We start from the raw sequence: 17,997 nt of genomic DNA, 5'->3' as shown, positions 1-17,997 counted from the left end.
AAGTCAGTTACGGCTGGCTATAGTGAGAAATGGTGTACTTGAGCCGGGTGTTATTTTTGCCGAGTTTTCTGGCAATATTGCTTTTGTACGCCCCGATGGTTTTTTCACTTTTTTGTGATGCCCCGGCGATTTGTGTCAGTGACCATCCTCGGGCAAGCATCATCATTACGTTGAATTCGTTTGCTGTGATCTTGTTGTGTAATGCTTTGATATTTTGTTGGTTATTGTTTTTTGTGATACGTGTAACGGCATGGTGTAGCCGATCAAGACTGGCATCTTGATCAAGAAACAGCATGTTCTTCCCACAAACGGTTTGAAAAAGAGTAAAAGTAGCTTCATCTGCCAAAACAATAATTTTGGTGACAGGTCGTAAAGCCATGTTGCGGATAATCCTGGCATATTTTAAAAAATCTGATTTGTCAGGATTAATGATGATGCAATCCGTTTCATAAGGAAGCATTTTGACAGCAGAGAGCGTCTGGGAGGAGTAATACGCGATATCAATATATAATGATGAGCCACGTAGGATTTCTCGCATGCCTAGCCAAGGGTAAATTGAGTCACCCAAAAAAATAGCCTTTGACATAACGATCTCCTTGAAATTTTGGTGCAAGCAGTCGCCTCTTTTTGTAGGTTAAAAAAGAGTTTCTTGCGACGCGTGAAATGTTAATTAAATCTCGTATTACGTTCTGTGCTGTGAACGTATCCTTATTAATTCCAGATTAAACAGATATTCTCTGTATTTATTAGAATCATTAACTATTCTTAAAGTAGATATTACACTTTGTTAAAATTTAAGATAAATCGTTTATTTCAGCTCTGCGTAAATGATTGATAGATTTCGCTTATGAATCGCATGAATAATGATTGAGTGGTTTCTATAAAGACAGGGTATTCCTATCTGTTTTGGAGGGAATTTACATGAAAAACATTATATTTCAGATGGATACCCGTTTTTCTTAATGGGCTTACTGGTGGGTAGGAGAATTCTTAATCAAGACCAGGGCAAAGAGAAGGGGCGTCGAGGAGAAGAGAGAAATATCGCTAAATTTGCAGTTATCGACCTGAAACTCGAGTATTCAGGTTGATAATTCTTAGTGTTGTGAATTTTTTAGGGAATTATCCTATTTTTGGCTTTTTGTGCTTAATTTTAAAAACTCACTTGAAGAGGTTATTTTTTCTGATTGCTATTGCTGATAGGGCTTAGCCCGCCAACAGTTCCTGTTCAACCTGATGCACCTGCTGTTCCAGCGTATTGCGGATTTCCGTAAGCGCCCGTTGTTGATCGGAGAAGTAGGCTTCTTTATCAGTCACGGAGGTGGCAAGCCGCCAGGCGTTCTCGGCTTCCAGTTCGGTAATCTCTTTGAGCAGCGCGTTAATTTGTTCTCTGAGCTGCTGTATTTTGCTGCGTAAATGCTGCAAATCGTTCAATCGGTCACTCGCCATCATCGGTTCGAGGCCGCTTTGCAATTGAGTCAGTAGCGCCCGGACGGCGGCAAGATCGGCATTTTGGCGCGCCTGGTTAAGCTGCACCATCATCTGATGCGCTTTCTCTTTCAGATCATCGGCTACCACGTCCGGGTGGCAAAGACGGCTTGCCTGACGCCACAGGCGTTTTAACTCATTACGTTCATCAGAGGAAAGCCGCTGGTCACGGCTAAAACGATGCTGTGCATCCTGCTGCTGCTCCTGATATTCATCATATTCATGGCTGGCCTCTTCCTGTGCCTGACGGGTTGCGCTGTCATCCTGGCGAGAAAAGTCGTTTTCCAGCTCACGAATCTCCGCCAGCAGGGCGGTAATCAGTTCAGTTTGCTGCTGAATACGTTGGCGTGTTTCCACCGATTCGCGCGAATCTGAATTCTGGTTCATCCAGTGCTGCTTGAGCCTGGCCAGTTGATCAACAGCCTGGGAAATATAGTGCTGACAGGATTGATAGTCTTTTTCCCGGCGTTTTCGCTCCGCTTCCTGTTTGCGCTGGGCACTGGCGGCGAGCTGTTTACGCAGTTCGAGAATGCGGCTCATCAGCGGTCCAAGACGAAGGTGATACAGATCGTTGAAATCATCGAGGATTTGAATGCGCGTGTTGCGCTTATCTATCAGGTCACGCAGCTGTGTTTCGAGTGCTTTGAGTTCCAGCTTACTGGCGGCAATGGCGGGATCCTGCCACGTAGAGACTGCCCGTTGAGATTGCAGCCAGGCCGAGATTTCACGCAGGGCATCACCAAAGCGTCGTTCTTCGATCGCCTGCACAATGGTGCCAGGTACGACTGACAAAGGCTCATTTTTAAGATGCGCCACCTGCTGGAAAATAATCTCCTCATCTTCCAGTTCAATAGCGCTTTTGACGATTTCCAGTCGTTTGATGATCTTATTCATGACAGTCGTTGCCTGGCCTGGCTAAAAAACGAGTGGCTGAAGTACAACAGGTTCACCCGTTTGAAAATGTTAGAAAAACAGTAAAGCGCATTCTGTGGCCTGCGATGCCTTTTCGTCCAGAATAATTCACTGTAATTATGAAAAACCGGAAGTCGCGCGCACCTGTCTGCATCTTCAAACCTCTGTTTCATGTTTTTTACTCTCGGGTAATTATTCTTGATTCAGTAAAGATAATGCGTATAGTTCTCATTCTCTTTTGTTATTAACTCCCTGTATTACTTCTGGTAAGGATCCCGACTATGAAAAAAACAACATCCGCGTTGGCATTGCTGATTGCTGCGGCGTTAAGCGGTTGTGCGGCGCATACCACGCCAGCCAGCAACGCCAGCGTTACGGAAAAAACAGCGCAACCTGCCGTCAGTGATGTGCAACAACGCGCGCTGGCGGATGGGTTATATGAAATGGCGCTTAGCCCGGCAGGGGATGCGTTGTACGTTGCCAGCGCCGAAGGATTTAAAGATGTGCAGGGCGGCGTGGTTTACAAGCTGGATCCAAAAACGCTTAAAACGCTCGGCTTGAGTCATACCGATATGAAAAACTTTGGTATGGCTATCTCGCCGGACGGTAAAACAGTGTATGTCACCAACTCACTGGATGGTGGCCTGAGCGCGCTGAATACCGCTGACGGCAAAGTGAAAAATCGCGTACTGTTCCCGGAACGTAACCCAGAAGGTTTCCCGTATGGTGCGCGCCAGGTGCTGCTGCATAACGGTTTGCTCTATATTGGTGCCGTGGCGGATCCGGCGGTGATTTGGGTGGTTGACGCTGAAACCCTGAAGCTAAAAACCCGCATTAAAAATACGGGTAAATGGATGACCGGACTGCATTATTCAGAAGTGACGCAGCGAATTTATGCAGCTAACGGCGGCGGTGAAATTCTTGTTATCAACCCGCGTAATCAGCGCGTAGAAAAACGCTGGCAACCGCTGGGAGAACAACCTGCGCTGTTGCTGAATATGACGGAGGACGCACAAACGGGTCGCCTGTTTGTCACCGACAACTCGAAAGCGAAGACTACCCTGGTGCTGGATATCCATACTGGTAAGCTGCTGAAAAAATTGGATGTGGGTGATTCGCTGGCAGTGAAATTTAACGCAAAACGCAACGAAATCTATATTACCCAGCGTGATTCAGGGAAATTGCTCAGCCTGAATGCGACCGATTACAGCGTGAAGAAAAGCTGGGATTTACCACCTAACCCTAACAGCTTGCTGCTCTCGGCGGATGGGCAAACCCTGTTTGTCACCGTGAAACAGAAATTTAATAAAGACCACTCTACGTCTGCGCCAGACAAAGTGGTACGTATTGACCTGAATAAACAATAACAGCTCGCCTTCTTTCTATTGTTTTTCTCCCGAGCCTCGGTGCGTTGGGCAAGGAAGCCCGGCGTATCCAATCGATTGCGCCTTGCGACAACCAGGTTGAAATGTTAAAAGAAGCCCCTTCAATAAAAACCACACAGGGGAAGGGCGTGAAAAACGCGTCAACTGCATCTGACACCAGCGTGTCTGATGCCGCGTCGACGAACGAGCCGACGCTTCAACGAGGGTTGCAAAACCGCCATATTCAGTTAATTGCGCTGGGCGGCGCAATTGGTACCGGCCTGTTTTTGGGCATTGGCCCGGCTATTCAGATGGCGGGGCCTGCGGTGTTACTGGGTTACGGCGTTGCCGGGATCATCGCTTTTTTGATTATGCGTCAACTGGGCGAAATGGTGGTCGAAGAACCCGTTTCCGGATCGTTTGCCCATTTTGCCTATAAATACTGGGGACCGTTCGCGGGTTTTCTGTCCGGCTGGAACTACTGGGTGATGTTTGTGCTGGTCGGCATGGCAGAACTGACAGCGGCAGGGATCTACATGCAGTACTGGTTGCCCGATGTTCCAACCTGGATTTGGGCCGCGGCATTCTTCGTGATCATCAACGCCGTCAATCTGGTCAACGTACGTCTGTATGGCGAAACGGAATTCTGGTTTGCGCTGATTAAAGTACTGGCCATTATCGGCATGATTGGTTTTGGCGTGTGGATGCTGTTTTCCGGTAACGGCGGGGAACATGCAAGCATCGATAACTTGTGGCGTTACAACGGCTTTTTTGCTACCGGCTGGAACGGATTAATTCTGTCGCTGGCAGTGATTATGTTCTCCTTTGGCGGGCTGGAGCTTATCGGGATTACTGCCGCGGAAGCGCAGGATCCACAGAAAAGCATTCCAAAGGCGGTAAACCAGGTGGTGTACCGTATTCTGCTGTTTTACATCGGTTCTCTGGTGGTGCTGTTGGCGCTGTACCCGTGGGTGGAAGTGAAATCCAACAGCAGCCCGTTCGTAATGATTTTCCATAATCTCGACAGCAACGTAGTGGCTTCTGCGCTGAACTTTGTCATCCTGGTGGCTTCGCTGTCGGTGTATAACAGTGGCGTCTACTCTAACAGCCGCATGCTGTTTGGTCTTTCGGTTCAGGGTAACGCGCCGAAGTTCTTAACCCGCGTCAGCCGTCGCGGCGTACCGGTGAACTCACTGATCCTTTCCGGTGCTATTACGTCGCTGGTGGTACTCATCAACTATGTGCTGCCGCAAAAGGCCTTTAGCCTGCTGATGGCGCTGGTGGTGGCGACGCTGCTGCTGAACTGGATTATGATCTGCCTGGCACATCTGCGATTCCGGGCGGCGATGCGTCGTAAGGGACGTGACACGCAGTTTAAAGCGCTGCTGTATCCGGCAGGGAACTACCTGTGTATTGCTTTCCTTGGAATGATTCTGGTGCTGATGTGTACGATGGATGAGATGCGCCTGTCAGCTATCCTGCTGCCGGTGTGGATCCTGTTCCTGTTTGTTACCTTCAAACTGCTGCGTCGTAAGTCCCGCTAAGTTTCTACCGATCTTGTTATTACCGATCCCATCGTCAGGATGGGATCGGATCCTCACTCAACGTTTATCGTGACCGTTCTCGCAATTTTGCTGCTGCTGACAGGATCTTTATTTTGTAATCGATTACTTTTCTATTGAATCTAATTTGTAATCGATTACTTTTTAAGGGTGGGGCAAAAAATGGTGTCAACAACCGAAAGTAGTGGAAAACAGAGCGTACAGTACCGGCTGCTGGTGCCCCGGCTGTCGCTAATGATGTTCTTACAGTTCTTTATCTGGGGAAGTTGGTCCGTCACGCTGGGGCTGGTGATGAGCCAGCACAACATGTCGCTGTTGATTGGCGATGCGTTTTCAGCCGGGCCCATTGCCTCTATTCTGTCGCCATTCGTCTTAGGGATGCTGGTAGACCGCTTTTTTGCCTCGCAAAAGGTGATGGCGGTGATGCACCTTGCTGGCGCGGCAATCCTGTGGTTTGTTCCGCAGGCATTGGTGGCGCAAAACGGTGCACTGTTGATTGGTCTGCTGTTTGGCTACACGTTGTGCTACATGCCAACGCTGGCGCTTACCAACAATATTGCTTTTCATAGTCTGTCGGATAAGGACAAAACCTTCCCGGTGGTGCGGGTGTTTGGCACCATTGGCTGGATTGTCGCGGGGATCTTTATCGGTGTAACCGGAATTTCGGACACCACCGGCATCTTTACGCTGGCGGCGATTATCTCTGTGGTTTTGGCGCTCTACAGCCTGACGCTGCCCAACACGCCAGCACCGGCGAAAGGACTGCCGGTAAAAGTTCGCGATCTGTTTTGTGCGGATGCTTTTGCTTTACTCAAGGTCCGTCACTTTTTTGTCTTCTCGCTCTGCGCGACGCTTATCTCTGTACCGTTGGGAACCTATTACGCGTATACCGCGTCGTTTCTTGCTGATGCGGGCGTCGGCGACGTCAGTACGGCGATGTCGTTTGGTCAGATGTCTGAAATATTCTTCATGCTGGTGATCCCGTTCCTGTTCAGACGTTTGGGCGTGAAATACATGCTGTTAATCGGGATGTGCGCCTGGTTCGTGCGTTATGCCTTCTTTGCCCTCGGCATCAGCGAAGAGGGCCGATTCCTGCTGTATCTCGGCATTCTGCTGCACGGCGTGTGCTACGACTTCTTCTTCGTAGTCGGCTTTATTTACACCGATCGTATCGCCGGGGAAAAAGTAAAAGGTCAGGCGCAAAGCATGATCGTCATGTTTACCTATGGGATCGGTATGCTGCTGGGCTCGCAAATTTCAGGCGCACTTTACAACCGGCTGGTGGCAGGGCAAACCGTGCCTCAGGCGTGGACCACATTCTGGTGGATCCCGGCAGTCGCTGCCGCAGTGATTGCCGTGATTTTCCTTTTCTCTTTCAAGTATGACGACAAAGAGCAGGCGTAATTTTCAGGAGGGGTTATGAAAACCATCAAGGGGCCTGGCATTTTTCTGGCGCAATTTATCGGGGAGCATCCGCTATTTAACACCCTGGAAGGCGTGGCAAAATGGGCGGCGGAGCTGGGCTATAAGGCATTACAAATCCCGTGTAATCACAAGTCGCTGTTTGATGTCGAACAAGCTGCTGTAAGTCAGGCCTATTGTGATGATATTCGCGGGATGCTGGCCGGATATGGGTTAGTGATTAGCGAATTATCTACCCATCTTGAAGGTCAACTGGTTGCCGTCCATCCGGCTTACGATGACGCTTTTGACGGATTTGCTCCGCCGTCTGTACGCGCTAATCCTCAGGCCAGACAGGCGTGGGCCATCGAAATCTTACACCTGGCTGCTGCGGCTTCGCAAAGACTGGGGCTGACGGCACATGCCACGTTTTCAGGTTCGCTCGCCTGGCCTTTCTTTTATCCGTGGCCACCGCATAATCGTCAGCGTTTTGAAGAGGCTTTTCTGGAGCTGGCGCGCCGCTGGAGACCGATTCTCGATCGCTTTGATCAGCATGGGGTGGATGTTTGCTTTGAGATCCATCCCGGCGAAGATCTGCACGATGGCGTGACGTTCGAGCGTTTTCTTGCGCTGGTTGATAATCATCCTCGCTGCAACATTCTCTATGACCCGAGCCATCTGTTATTGCAGCAGATGGATTATCTTGGGTTTATCGATGTCTATCACTCGCGTATTAAAGCGTTCCACGTCAAGGACGCTGAGTACCATGCCAGTAGCCGCAGCGGTGTCTATGGCGGTTATCAGCCGTGGCTCGATCGCGCCGGGCGCTTCCGTTCTTTGGGGGACGGGCAGGTCGATTTCAAAACGATCTTCAGCAAGCTCACACAATATGATTTCCCTGGCTGGGCGGTGCTGGAATGGGAGTGTTGCTTGAAAGACGCGCAAACCGGGGCGCGTGAGGGGAGTGATTTTATACGGCGCCATATTATTCCGGTTTCTGCACGTGCATTTGATGATTTCGCCGCTGGCGATGAGGTACGCAAATGATACAGGTTGGCATTATTGGCAGCGGATTTATTGGGCCTGCACATATTGAGGCGTTGCGTCGACTCGGCGGTGTGAACGTGGTGGCGCTCTGTGATAGCTCGCTGGCGGTTGCCCAGGAACGCGCAGATGCTCTTCATATTCCTCATGCGTACGGTAGCGTTGAAGCGCTGCTGGCGCATCCCGGACTACAGGTAGTGCATAACTGTACACCGAATCATCTGCATGCCGATATCAATCGGCAGATTTTACGCGCGGGTATGCACGTGTTTTCAGAAAAGCCGCTGTGTATGACGCCGGATGAGGCTCGTGAACTGGAAACGCTGGCGCAGCAGGCTGGAGTGGTGCACGGCGTGAGCTTTGTCTATCGCCAGTTTGCAATGGTGCAGCAGGCGGCCAGTATGGTCAGAAGCGGCAGCGTGGGTAGTCTGTTTGCCGTACAGGGGAGCTATCTGCAGGACTGGATGCTGCTGGAGACTGACTACAACTGGCGGGTCGATGCCGCACAGGGCGGCGATTCACGGGCGGTAGCGGATATCGGTTCGCACTGGTGCGATACGGTGCAATTCGTGACTGGAAAACGTATTGTCGAGGTGATGGCCGATTTGGCTATCGTCTGGCCGGTACGTAAAGCCAGCATTGCCAGTAACGCTACGTTTGGCCAGCAAACGGCTGATGTGCAATTTGAGGATAAAGCGGTTACGACGGAAGATCGTGGGTCGGTGCTGGTACGTTTTGATGATGGCAGCAAAGGCTGCTTTAGCGTTTCGCAGGTGAGTGCCGGGCGCAAGAATCACCTGAGCTTTGAAATTAACGGTAGCCACTGTTCACTGCACTGGGATCAGGAAACGCCGCAACAGCTTTGGGTCGGGCACCGTCAGCAGGCGAACCAGATCCTGACGGACGACCCTGGATTGATGAATGCTGATGTTGCTGCCAGTGCGCACTTTCCGGGTGGGCATATTGAGGGCTGGCCGGATGCGTTCAAGAATATGATGCAGCAGTTTTATCAGGCGGTGTTGGCAGGCAAAATGCCCGCGACGGCGGAGCGTCGATTTGCGTCTTTTTCTGACGGTGCGGATGTGATGTATATTATTGATGCAATTATAAAAAGCCATCAGCAGCAGCATTGGATATCAGTACAGCGCTAAACACGCATCCGGTTCGCCAGTCGGCGATTTTATGGTAGCCTCAACGCAAAGCGTAAACCGCAGGATGTGTCGTCGTTATGTCTATTCAAAAAATCGCCCAGCTTGCCGGTGTGTCGGTGGCGACGGTATCGCGTGTACTGAATCACAGTGATACCGTCAAAGCCAAAAATCGTGAGCGCGTGCTACAGGCTATTAAAGAAAGCAATTATCAGCCCAACCTGCTGGCGCGTCAGCTGCGTACGGCACGTAGTTCGATGATTCTGGTGATGGTTTCCAACATCGCCAATCCTTTTTGTGCAGAGGTTGTTAAAGGCATTGAAGAAGAGGCGGAGAAGAATGGCTATCGCATTTTACTGTGTAATTCCGGCTCGGATACAGCCCGCTCAAAATCAGCGTTGAAGCTCCTGTCGGGGAAAATCGTCGATGGCATTATCACCATGGATGCATTCTCCAAATTACCGGAACTGACTACGCTGATTGGCGACGCGCCCTGGGTTCAGTGCGCGGAATATGCTGACAAAGGCGCGGTTTCCTGCGTGGGGATTAACGATGTTGACGCTGCGCAGTCGGTAATATCTCACCTGGTGGATAAGGGCTACCGACGAATTGCCTTAATCAATCATGACCTGAGTTATAAATATGCTCGTTTGCGCGAACGCGGCTATAAAGCGGCGCTGCATGCGCTGTCGCTTGAATATCAGGCTGTGGAATATGCCAGTGAATTAAGTTCCAGTGCAGGAATTGCGGCGATGAAAACACTACTTGCCGCAGAGGTGAAACCCGACGCGGTGTTTGCCGTATCGGACACGCTAGCCGCTGGTGCGATGCGCGCTATTTTCGATGCCGGATTACAGATCCCGCAGGATATCGCCGTTGTTGGTTTCGACGGTACGGAACTGGCAGAAATGGTTTCTCCACAGCTTTCGACCATTGAGCAGCCCTCACGGGATATAGGCCGCAAAGCGGTAGGATTATTGCTGAATAAAATAGAAAATCCTGACGCGCAGACGGAAAGGGTGATGATGGACTGGCGCTATATTTCACGCGCCAGTACCTGAGCTTTATCGCTGAAACGCGCCAGACAGCGCACGAATATCGTTTCCGGTAGGCGACTGATGAATGCGCAAGCCAAACTCTTCGACTACGGCAAATATATGGTCGAAGATATCAGCCTGAATACTTTCATATTCCAGCCAGACCACCGTATTGGTAAAGGCATAAATTTCGATCGGTAAACCATGATCGTCTGGCGCAAGCTGGCGCACCATTAACGTCATATCTTTGCGAATACGCGGATGATGACGCAAATACTCGTTCAGATAAGCGCGGAAGGTACCAATATTGGTCATCCGGCGGTGATTCAACACCGATTCAGGCGCATCTAACTGCTGATTCCACTCGTCAATTTCCTGGTGACGTGTTGTTAAATACGGTTTCAGCAGGTGGGCTTTATGCAGACGCTGGCGCTCATCCTCATCAAGAAAATGGATGCTGGTGGCATCGATGCTGATGCTGCGTTTTATTCTCCGCCCACCGGAAGCCGACATTCCACTCCAGTTTTTAAAAGAGTCTGAGACCAGTGACCAGGTTGGGATAGTGGTGATGGTGTTATCCCAGTTGCGCACTTTCACGGTGGTTAAGCCAATATCGATAACCGCGCCATCTGCACCATATTTCGGCATTTCCAGCCAGTCACCCAACTTCAACATATCGTTGGCTGAAAGTTGTATTCCGGCAACCAGTCCGAGGATTGGATCTTTAAACACCAGCATTAACACGGCGGCCATGGCGCCCAGACCGCTTATCAGTATTGCCGGTGACTGACCAATCAGCAGGGAAATCATCAATATTCCGACGAGAATTGCGCTGATGAGTTTGATGCCCTGGAATATGCCTTTTAGCGGTAATTGCGATGCGGCAGGGAGTTTTTGCGACAGATTGAGAATAACGTCCAGCAGGGAAAACAGGGACAGCAGGGCGTACATCATGATCCACAACTGTGCGCAGGTCACTAATATTTCTGCTGCTTCGCTGCCTTTCTGTAGCCAGAGTGCGGCCTGTATATTGACAATGATACCCTGCAGGGTGAATGCCAGCCGGTGAAATAACTTGTTCTGCGTGATGATTTGTAGCCACAGGCGGGAGCTGGCGCTGGCGCGCTTTTCAAATGCGCGTAATACCACCCAGTGCAAAATAACGTGAACAATAATGGCGGTGATAAAAATAATGCCAAAAATCATCACCAATGAGGTGGTGTGATTTATTTCAATGCCGAGTTCTTCTACCTGAGATATCAATTCCTGCATAACGTCTCCTTAATAAACAGCGGTCTATGATGACCGCTGTGCGGAGCTTATGCAAATGCGGAGGATTAGACTTCCGTCAGCGTCGTTTCCAACGGCAGACGAGATTTCGGCAGCGCGGCGTTGAAATCTTCTACGCTGTGATGACCCACAGGAACCACCACTACGCTGGTGAAACCTTTTTCTTTCAGGCCAAATTCTGCATCCATGACAGCTGAATCAAAGCCTTCGATCGGCACAGCATCCAGGCCCATCGCCGCAACGCCCAGCAGGAAGTTACCGACGTTCAGGTACACCTGTTTTGCCATCCAGTGGTTGTCATCTTTCAGTTCTTTGCGATGCATGTCGGCAAAGAAGGTGCGGCCTTTGTGGTTTGCGGCTTTCGCTTCAGGCGTGGCGAAACGACCATCGCTTTCTTCTTGATCCACCACGCGTTCCAGCCACGCATCGTCCATCGCCGTTTTGGCGCAGAACACCACGACGTGGGAAGCATCCAGCATTTTACGTTCGTTGAATACAAAGCCGCCGGCTGCGGATTTAGCCACACGCGCCTTACCTTCGTCAGTGCTGGCGACAATAAAGTGCCATGGCTGAGAGTTGGTGCTGGACGGGCTAAACTGCAGCAGCGTTTTTAATTTTTCGGCCTGCTCAGCGGTCAGTTTTTTATTCGGATCGAATGCCTTAGTGGAGTAACGTTTTAAGGCGACAGAAACAATATCCATAACTACTCCTGGTGATTTTCCATACCCTGCGGGTGCGTTTTGTTTCAGCAGGGTACAGGGTTAGCAGGAAAAAGATAAGACAGGAAAATGCAAAAACACTTATCGGGGTTAGCGATAAATCAACCTGGACGCAGGCGTTTTTGATCCCGCTTCGGCAAGCCGTCGACGACGCGGTGCCAGGAATCATTCACCAGCTCTGCCAGTAATGACTCGGTAATATCGTCACCAGGATAGACCGAGATCCAGTGCTTTTTATTCATGTGATAGCCGGGCTTAATGCTGGGGTAGATCTGCTGGTTTAACAGTGATTTTTGCGGATCGGATTTCAGGTTAATAAGCGGCCGTCCGCGAAGCTCCGTGACCAGCATAAAAATTTTACCGCCAACCTTGAAGACATCGTATTCCGGGCCAAATGGCCAGCAGTGTTCGGTAAAAGGCAATTCAAGCGCAAGGCGTTTCGCACAGGCAGGTAGGGTCTGGCCGTCCATTATTGTTCCTCGCGGGTCAGGGCGCGCCACATGGCTTCAAACCCCATCGAAATATATTCATTTGCGCGGGCAGCGTCGCGGGCGGCGAACTCCATGGTGGTTTCTGCCAGAGAAAGGAATAGCGCGTCGCCAAAGGCGCGATATTCGTCAGACATAAACTCGGGTCGTACGGAACGATGACAAAGATCGCGCAGTTCCGGGAACATATCGTCAGCCTGTTGTTCGGTTTCTTTGCTTATTTTCTCGCTGACGGCCAACTGACGAATCGTGCGATGCCCGCAGGTGTGGTTCAGGCCCCAGCTAATGTAGCTGTTCCAGATGTAGTGAGTCATGGTTTTGGCATCGGTCACTGAACGATCCAGGTTTGCCATCATCGACTGACAAAGGTCTTGCTTCAAAAAGAGGTAAAGCTCGTTGATCAAATCATCTTTGGTCGCGAAATAGCGAAACAACGTTCCCTCCGCAACCCCTGCATTACGGGCTATCACGGCGGTCGAAGCCGCAACACCTGATTGTGCAAATGCTGTGGTTGCAGCTTCCAGTAATGCCAGTTTTTTGTCTTCACTCTTCGGACGAGCCACTACACTTTACCCTTAAGTCTGTAAAAAACATGATTGAATCACGGCGTTTGCTGCGCCGCAACGGCGAATGTCAAAGATTGAAAATCATCTTGACGGAGAACTTTCGATTTCTATAATGAGTGCTTACTCACTCATAATCAAGAGTCAGTCGCGCAAACCAGCGGAAAGGGGGCGCGTTTAAGGTCAGGATATGAAGCGTCTCACAGTTTGTGTGGTTGTTATTATGCTTATTGCTGCAGCTGCAAGTTTACCGTTTGTACTCAATGCCGGGTTTGGTCAGGCGCCGCAAGGGGCACAACTGAGTCAGGTTGAACAGTCACCGCACTATCGTGATGGACAGTTTCATAACCAGGTGCCGACACCGGGCTATACCGGCAACAAAGGCATGCTGGCGGCCTGGTGGGAGTTTCTGGTCGCTAAGCGTGAAAATGCACGACCAGCACAACCGTTACCTATGGTGGCGACCGATCTCGCCGGGCTTGCGCCGCTGCAGGATACCCTGGTCTGGCTGGGCCATTCTTCGTGGTATTTACAGCTGGCGGGTCAGCGTATCCTGATTGATCCGGTGTTCAGCAATTATGCCGCACCGTTCTCGTTCCTGAACAAGGCCTTTGCCGGTGATTATCCGTGGACCGCACAGACGATGCCGGAGATAGACCTGCTCATCATCTCGCACGATCACTATGACCATCTGGATCTCGCCACTATCAAGGCGCTAATGCCGAAAATTAAGCGGGTGATTACGCCGCTCGGCGTGGGATCGCATTTGCGTTACTGGGGGATGCGCAGCGAGATAATCGAAGAACGGGACTGGAATCAGTCCGTCAGAGTGACGGATTCTCTGATCGTTCATGTGCTGCCTGCTCGTCATTTCTCGGGACGTGGTATCAAACGCAACCAAACGCTATGGGCGAGCTTCATGTTCGAAACGCCGGAGCAGAACGTTTATTACAGCGGCGATTCCGGCTATGGACCGCATTTTAAAGCCATCGGCGAGCAATTTGGCTCTGTCGATTTGGCGATTATGGAGAACGGTCAGTATGACCAGGACTGGAAGTTTATTCACATGATGCCGGAAGAAACGGCGCAGGCTGCGGCAGATCTGCATGCGAAAGCCGTGTTGCCAGGGCATGCCGGCCGTTTCGTTCTGGCGAAACATACCTGGGATGATCCTTACAAACGACTGGCGCTTGCCAGCCGTCATCAGGATTACCGACTGCTGACGCCAATGCTGGGTGAACCGGTAATACTGTCCGAACCGGACCAACCGTTTACGGCCTGGTGGCAACAGGTGACTCAATGAATACAGGGGAGAGCATGATGACGATTTCTGCTCAGGTAATTGATACGATTGTTGAATGGATTGATGATAATTTGAATCAGCCATTGCGCATTGATGATATTGCACGCCATGCGGGATATTCCAAATGGCACCTGCAGCGTCTTTTTATGCAGTACAAAGGCGAAAGTCTTGGGCGTTACATCCGCGAGCGCAAGCTGCTGCTGGCGGCGCGCGATCTACGCGATACCGACCAGAAAGTGTACGACATCTGTTTGAAATACGGATTCGATTCGCAGCAGACCTTTACGCGTATTTTCACCCGTACGTTCAGCCAGCCGCCGGGAGCTTATCGCAAAGAAAATCATAGCCGAACGCATTAACAGCAGAGGGTTCTCGCGGGCCTAATCCGCCAGCGAGAACCAGCGCCGCCAGATGAAGCGCAGCACCAAATATTCAATCACGCCCAGCAGTAAAAACCACAGGCAAAACAGTAAAGTATAAAACTGATTGAGATCCATCAGATGAAAAATGGCGACGAGTTTTTGTGCCAGCATCAGGCCAAGTGAGGGGGCAGGTAGCAGCAGGCAAGACAAAAAAGCCAGTAGCAGGATCCCTGCGACAGTCATCAGTGATTCAAGCGGGTGTTTCATGACATTGTTAAACTTGAGTTAAAAAGCTATTGTCCGGGATCTCAGCGGGCAACGCAAATTCCCACGCTTACAACCCCGCCCAAATCTCACAATGTTTTTTCACCAGACCACTTAGTGACCCGCCTTCGGCGACAAAGTCACGCATGTTTTGTGCTTCATCATGACCATTTTTAACCTGCAGATGTATAGCTTCAATCGCGCTGGTTGCGCCTACTTTATCTGCAGAGGTAGCGATATTCTCCAGGAGTCGCAATGTGTCTTCTGACAGGCGGCAGCCGTCGCCGGTATTGACGTCGGTGACGATTCCCGCCATACCAAAGCGACAGGCCTGAAAACGATTGAATTTATACAACAGGTAATCACGCTCCTGGTGCTTGAACGGGCGTTTGGTGAGTAACCAGTGGGCGGTAGCCTGAATAAGTCCTGCTATATTGACCGCATGATCAAGGGTCAGCGGCGTATCCATGACCCGAACCTCTACCGTGCCAAAGTGCGGGCTGGGGCGGATATCCCAGTGTAAATCTTTAATGCTATCAATCATGCTGGTGTAAGCCAGTCGACGGAATAGCCCCTCGAATTCCTGCCAGTTATTCACCCATGGCATCGGGCCATTATCGGGAAATCCGGAGAAAATATTCAGCCGTGCGCAGGCAAACCGCGTGTCGGAGGTCTGCATATAAGGTGAGGCGGCCGAGAGCGCAATAAAATGGGGAACAAATCGCGACAGGCCGTGTAGCAGGTAAATGGCATCATCGCCGTTTGCGCAGCCGATATGCACATGCTGGCCAAACACCGTCGCCTGCTGGATAAGATAGCCAAAATTTTCCAGGTTGCGCCGATAGCGTTCGTCATCGCAAACTTCCTGACGTTGCCATTTTTGAAATGGATGTGTGCCACCGCCACAAATGGCGAGGTGATGCTTTGCAGCAACTCGCATAATTATCTGCTGCATAGCGGACAATTCAGCATCAGCCTGGTCGATATTGCGGCAAACTCCGGTCGCCATCTCCAGCATACTTTCGGTGATATCGTGCTTCACTTCTCCGGCGGTGAGCTGCGGTTTTACGGCATCAATCAGCCGGGAAGAATCCTGACTCAGGTCGTAACCTGGCGGATTGACCACCTGCATTTCCAGTTCAATGCCTAACGTAAAAGGGTCGGAAACATGAAAATCAGGTAGTGGCATAAGGCTCTCTTCCGCGTTGATTTTTAATCAGTATAGAAGGACTGCTGATTTTCTGTTTGTTGTCAAAATCGCCCTGGTGACGCTTTGAAGGTGTAATGGCCGGTGTTATAACTATTTTTTTCTTCGCAACTGGGGTTGAATCGTGCCGGAAATAAATCTTTATGGGCAGACCGTCGGCGATGTCGTGCCGGACTGGAATGGCGCTGCCGTACTGCCACGGGAAACGCTGATAGGGCAATATTGTCGACTGGTTCCCCTGGATGCCGACAGCCATGCCGCCGATCTGTTTGATGCCTACGCGCAGGCGCCGGACGATCGCGACTGGACCTGGCTTGCAAGCTCTCGCCCCACAAGCGTCGAGGCCGCAGCTTGCTGGGTGCAGGGGAAAGTTACTGATGCATCTCTGGTTCCCTATGCCGTCATTGAACAGCGTTCAGGACGAGCTGTCGGACTGGTGTGCTTTATGGCGATTGAACGAGAGCACGGTTCGGTCGAAATTGGTCATGTGACCTGGTCACCGCGTATGAAAAATACGGTTCTCGGCACCGAAAGCATCTGGCTGCTGTTACGCCAGGCATTTGCGTTGGGCTATCGTCGCGTGGAGTGGAAATGCGATTCTCTGAACACCGCTTCTCGACGGGCAGCGGAACGCCTTGGGTTTATCTTCGAAGGTCGCTTTCGCCAGAAGATTGTGCGCAAGGGGCGTAATCGCGACAGCGACTGGTTATCAATGATTGATAGCGAATGGCCCCAGTGTGACGCCGTGTTACAGCGCTGGTTGGCCGCAGATAACTTTGATGAACACGGGCGGCAACGCCAGTCGATGGCAGAGTGCTTTTCCTGTGAGACTGCCAACGTTGAGACTGTGCAGACGCAACAGCAAGGTTATCAACAGCGCTGGCAACAGGAACACGGCTCGCTGACGCAAACACCGCCTGCGCTTCTGGCTGATTTACTCGCAGCACAACCTCGCAATCCCAACCTTTGCTACGACACGCTCTGCTCAAGAGCAGGGTTAGCAGCACTGACAAAAGCAAATGTGTCCACCTCAGAACCGATGGCGGCAATTATCAATACGGAAGTGGATACCGGAGAGCGTCGCATCCCGGTACGGATTTATCTCCCGGCACTGACCGGAGAGCCGAAGGTGGTGGTGTTTATCCATGGCGGTGGGCATCTGAGCGGTTCGGTGGAAGTGTATGACCCGGTTGCCCGTCATCTGGCGATGGCGACAGGAAATATCGTTGTGTCGGTTGATTATCGACTTGCGCCAGAAAACCCGTATCCGGCTGGTCTTTCTGATGCAAAAGCAGTAATAGAAAACGTCTGGTCGCTGCTCGAAAGTCAGCATATTCCTTACACTCGCCAACTCACGCTTATCGGCGACAGCGGTGGCGGCGCATTTAGTGCGACGTTGGCGGCCTACTTTTCCCGCGAGCAGCCAGGATTTATTCATCGCCTGGTGCTGATTTATCCGAGCCTGGACTACACGCTGAACTGGCCATCGATGCAGGAGAACGGTACCGGAAAGCTACTGGATGAAAGCAAAATACGCTGGTATTTTCAGCAATATTTCCGCAATGAAGAAGATCGTAAACAGACGTCTCCGCTTTACCTGCCGTTGAGCCAGGATTTTCCACCCACTCTGGTAGTCAGTGGTGGGTTGGATCCTTTACGGGATGAGAATTTTGCTTTTGTCGCCAGACTGCAAGCTGAGGGGATACCCGTACAGCATGTTCACTTTCCTGGGATGACGCATGCTTATCTGATGCTGGAGGATAAAGTCCCGCAGGAAGCAAAAGCCACCTATCTGGCGATTGGTGACTTTGTTCGCGATTAGCGCCCGCACTCAGTCGTGGCTGCGGG

17 protein-coding genes and 1 pseudogene are annotated in these 17,997 nt (G+C 51.0%); 10 read left to right on the top strand and 8 right to left on the bottom strand.

The genetic code is table 11. The annotated features are described in order from the left end of the window. Positions 1-7: 7 nt before the first annotated feature. A complete protein-coding gene (locus BZK40_RS13515) occupies positions 8-586 on the bottom strand; it encodes a helix-turn-helix transcriptional regulator (protein WP_008784033.1) in 579 nt (192 codons plus the stop codon). A 617-nt stretch (positions 587-1,203) separates the two neighbouring features. Beyond that, positions 1,204-2,379 carry a coiled-coil domain-containing protein gene (locus BZK40_RS13510; protein WP_032942620.1) on the bottom strand — a complete coding sequence of 392 codons (1,176 nt, stop codon included), beginning with the start codon at positions 2,377-2,379 and terminating at the stop codon, positions 1,204-1,206. Positions 2,380-2,678: 299 nt separating this feature from the next. Here BZK40_RS13510 and BZK40_RS13505 point away from each other — a divergent pair, with 299 nt between their 5' ends. The 6 genes from BZK40_RS13505 (at position 2,679) to BZK40_RS13480 (ending at position 9,977) form a co-directional block, all read left to right on the top strand. Next, positions 2,679-3,764 carry a YncE family protein gene (locus BZK40_RS13505; RefSeq protein WP_079934815.1) on the top strand — a complete coding sequence of 362 codons (1,086 nt, stop codon included), beginning with the start codon at positions 2,679-2,681 and terminating at the stop codon, positions 3,762-3,764. 146 nt (positions 3,765-3,910) lie between these two features. Then, complete coding sequence (pheP, locus tag BZK40_RS13500; protein ID WP_095533142.1) at positions 3,911-5,305, top strand: phenylalanine transporter; 1,395 nt, start codon at positions 3,911-3,913, stop codon at positions 5,303-5,305. 180 nt (positions 5,306-5,485) lie between these two features. Continuing rightward, positions 5,486-6,727 carry an MFS transporter gene (locus BZK40_RS13495; RefSeq protein WP_079934813.1) on the top strand — a complete coding sequence of 414 codons (1,242 nt, stop codon included), beginning with the start codon at positions 5,486-5,488 and terminating at the stop codon, positions 6,725-6,727. 15 nt (positions 6,728-6,742) lie between these two features. Continuing rightward, a complete protein-coding gene (locus BZK40_RS13490) occupies positions 6,743-7,771 on the top strand; it encodes a sugar phosphate isomerase/epimerase family protein (RefSeq protein WP_079934812.1) in 1,029 nt (342 codons plus the stop codon). Beyond that, positions 7,768-8,919, top strand: a complete 1,152-nt coding sequence (locus BZK40_RS13485) for a Gfo/Idh/MocA family protein (RefSeq protein ID WP_079934811.1) — start codon at positions 7,768-7,770, stop codon at positions 8,917-8,919. The genes BZK40_RS13490 and BZK40_RS13485 overlap by 4 nt, the downstream gene beginning before the upstream one ends. A 77-nt stretch (positions 8,920-8,996) precedes the next feature. Continuing rightward, on the top strand, positions 8,997-9,977 hold the full coding sequence (locus BZK40_RS13480) for a LacI family DNA-binding transcriptional regulator (protein ID WP_003831159.1): 981 nt from the start codon (positions 8,997-8,999) through the stop codon (positions 9,975-9,977). Positions 9,978-9,980: 3 nt separating this feature from the next. Here BZK40_RS13480 and BZK40_RS13475 read toward each other — a convergent pair whose 3' ends face one another. From BZK40_RS13475 to BZK40_RS13460, 4 genes are all read right to left on the bottom strand, one after another. Next, complete coding sequence (locus BZK40_RS13475) at positions 9,981-11,225, bottom strand: mechanosensitive ion channel family protein (RefSeq protein ID WP_048235920.1); 1,245 nt, start codon at positions 11,223-11,225, stop codon at positions 9,981-9,983. A 65-nt stretch (positions 11,226-11,290) separates the two neighbouring features. Further along, positions 11,291-11,944, bottom strand: coding sequence for an oxygen-insensitive NAD(P)H nitroreductase (gene nfsB / locus BZK40_RS13470; RefSeq protein WP_003831162.1), 654 nt, complete (start codon positions 11,942-11,944; stop codon positions 11,291-11,293). A 119-nt stretch (positions 11,945-12,063) separates the two neighbouring features. Further along, positions 12,064-12,432, bottom strand: a complete 369-nt coding sequence (locus BZK40_RS13465) for an MmcQ/YjbR family DNA-binding protein (RefSeq protein WP_008784040.1) — start codon at positions 12,430-12,432, stop codon at positions 12,064-12,066. Beyond that, positions 12,432-13,013: a TetR/AcrR family transcriptional regulator gene (locus BZK40_RS13460; RefSeq protein WP_032942632.1), complete on the bottom strand. Its 582-nt coding sequence runs from the start codon at positions 13,011-13,013 to the stop codon at positions 12,432-12,434. The genes BZK40_RS13465 and BZK40_RS13460 overlap by 1 nt, the downstream gene beginning before the upstream one ends. Before the next feature lie 190 nt (positions 13,014-13,203). Here BZK40_RS13460 and BZK40_RS13455 point away from each other — a divergent pair, with 190 nt between their 5' ends. Further along, positions 13,204-14,316, top strand: a complete 1,113-nt coding sequence (locus BZK40_RS13455) for an MBL fold metallo-hydrolase (RefSeq protein WP_079934810.1) — start codon at positions 13,204-13,206, stop codon at positions 14,314-14,316. A 17-nt stretch (positions 14,317-14,333) separates the two neighbouring features. Further along, complete coding sequence (locus tag BZK40_RS13450; RefSeq protein WP_003021996.1) at positions 14,334-14,675, top strand: RamA family antibiotic efflux transcriptional regulator; 342 nt, start codon at positions 14,334-14,336, stop codon at positions 14,673-14,675. Positions 14,676-14,696: 21 nt separating this feature from the next. On the opposite strand, the gene BZK40_RS13445 is transcribed toward BZK40_RS13450, so the two are convergent. Both BZK40_RS13445 and BZK40_RS13440 read right to left on the bottom strand, forming a co-directional pair. Further along, complete coding sequence (locus BZK40_RS13445; protein ID WP_032942634.1) at positions 14,697-14,945, bottom strand: DUF1158 domain-containing protein; 249 nt, start codon at positions 14,943-14,945, stop codon at positions 14,697-14,699. Between the two features lie 67 nt (positions 14,946-15,012). After that, on the bottom strand, positions 15,013-16,131 hold the full coding sequence (locus BZK40_RS13440) for a YbdK family carboxylate-amine ligase (protein ID WP_079934809.1): 1,119 nt from the start codon (positions 16,129-16,131) through the stop codon (positions 15,013-15,015). Positions 16,132-16,273: 142 nt separating this feature from the next. Between BZK40_RS13440 and BZK40_RS24820 the strand changes: the two are divergent. Both BZK40_RS24820 and BZK40_RS24815 read left to right on the top strand, forming a co-directional pair. Further along, positions 16,274-16,963: pseudogene (locus BZK40_RS24820) on the top strand (GNAT family N-acetyltransferase); the annotation flags it as partial. Next, on the top strand, positions 16,955-17,971 hold the full coding sequence (locus BZK40_RS24815) for an alpha/beta hydrolase (RefSeq protein WP_354085875.1): 1,017 nt from the start codon (positions 16,955-16,957) through the stop codon (positions 17,969-17,971). The pseudogene BZK40_RS24820 and the gene BZK40_RS24815, both read left to right, overlap by 9 nt. Positions 17,972-17,997 lie beyond the last annotated feature (26 nt).

Source organism: Citrobacter portucalensis, from assembly GCF_002042885.1.
Classification (GTDB): Bacteria; Pseudomonadota; Gammaproteobacteria; order Enterobacterales; family Enterobacteriaceae; genus Citrobacter; species Citrobacter portucalensis.
This window is presented reverse-complemented; position numbering and strand designations above follow the sequence as displayed.

Coding starts and splice junctions, on each gene's coding strand:
- BZK40_RS13465 (WP_008784040.1), bottom strand. CDS start 12,432: ATGGACGGCCAGACCCTACCTGCCTGTGCGAAACGCCTTGCGCTTGAA.
- BZK40_RS24815 (WP_354085875.1), top strand. CDS start 16,955: ATGGCAGAGTGCTTTTCCTGTGAGACTGCCAACGTTGAGACTGTGCAG.
- BZK40_RS13495 (WP_079934813.1), top strand. CDS start 5,486: ATGGTGTCAACAACCGAAAGTAGTGGAAAACAGAGCGTACAGTACCGG.
- BZK40_RS13485 (WP_079934811.1), top strand. CDS start 7,768: ATGATACAGGTTGGCATTATTGGCAGCGGATTTATTGGGCCTGCACAT.
- BZK40_RS13510 (WP_032942620.1), bottom strand. CDS start 2,379: ATGAATAAGATCATCAAACGACTGGAAATCGTCAAAAGCGCTATTGAA.
- nfsB (WP_003831162.1), bottom strand. CDS start 11,944: ATGGATATTGTTTCTGTCGCCTTAAAACGTTACTCCACTAAGGCATTC.
- BZK40_RS13450 (WP_003021996.1), top strand. CDS start 14,334: ATGACGATTTCTGCTCAGGTAATTGATACGATTGTTGAATGGATTGAT.
- BZK40_RS13475 (WP_048235920.1), bottom strand. CDS start 11,225: ATGCAGGAATTGATATCTCAGGTAGAAGAACTCGGCATTGAAATAAAT.
- BZK40_RS13440 (WP_079934809.1), bottom strand. CDS start 16,131: ATGCCACTACCTGATTTTCATGTTTCCGACCCTTTTACGTTAGGCATT.
- BZK40_RS13505 (WP_079934815.1), top strand. CDS start 2,679: ATGAAAAAAACAACATCCGCGTTGGCATTGCTGATTGCTGCGGCGTTA.
- BZK40_RS13480 (WP_003831159.1), top strand. CDS start 8,997: ATGTCTATTCAAAAAATCGCCCAGCTTGCCGGTGTGTCGGTGGCGACG.
- BZK40_RS13515 (WP_008784033.1), bottom strand. CDS start 586: ATGTCAAAGGCTATTTTTTTGGGTGACTCAATTTACCCTTGGCTAGGC.
- BZK40_RS13445 (WP_032942634.1), bottom strand. CDS start 14,945: ATGAAACACCCGCTTGAATCACTGATGACTGTCGCAGGGATCCTGCTA.
- BZK40_RS13490 (WP_079934812.1), top strand. CDS start 6,743: ATGAAAACCATCAAGGGGCCTGGCATTTTTCTGGCGCAATTTATCGGG.
- BZK40_RS13455 (WP_079934810.1), top strand. CDS start 13,204: ATGAAGCGTCTCACAGTTTGTGTGGTTGTTATTATGCTTATTGCTGCA.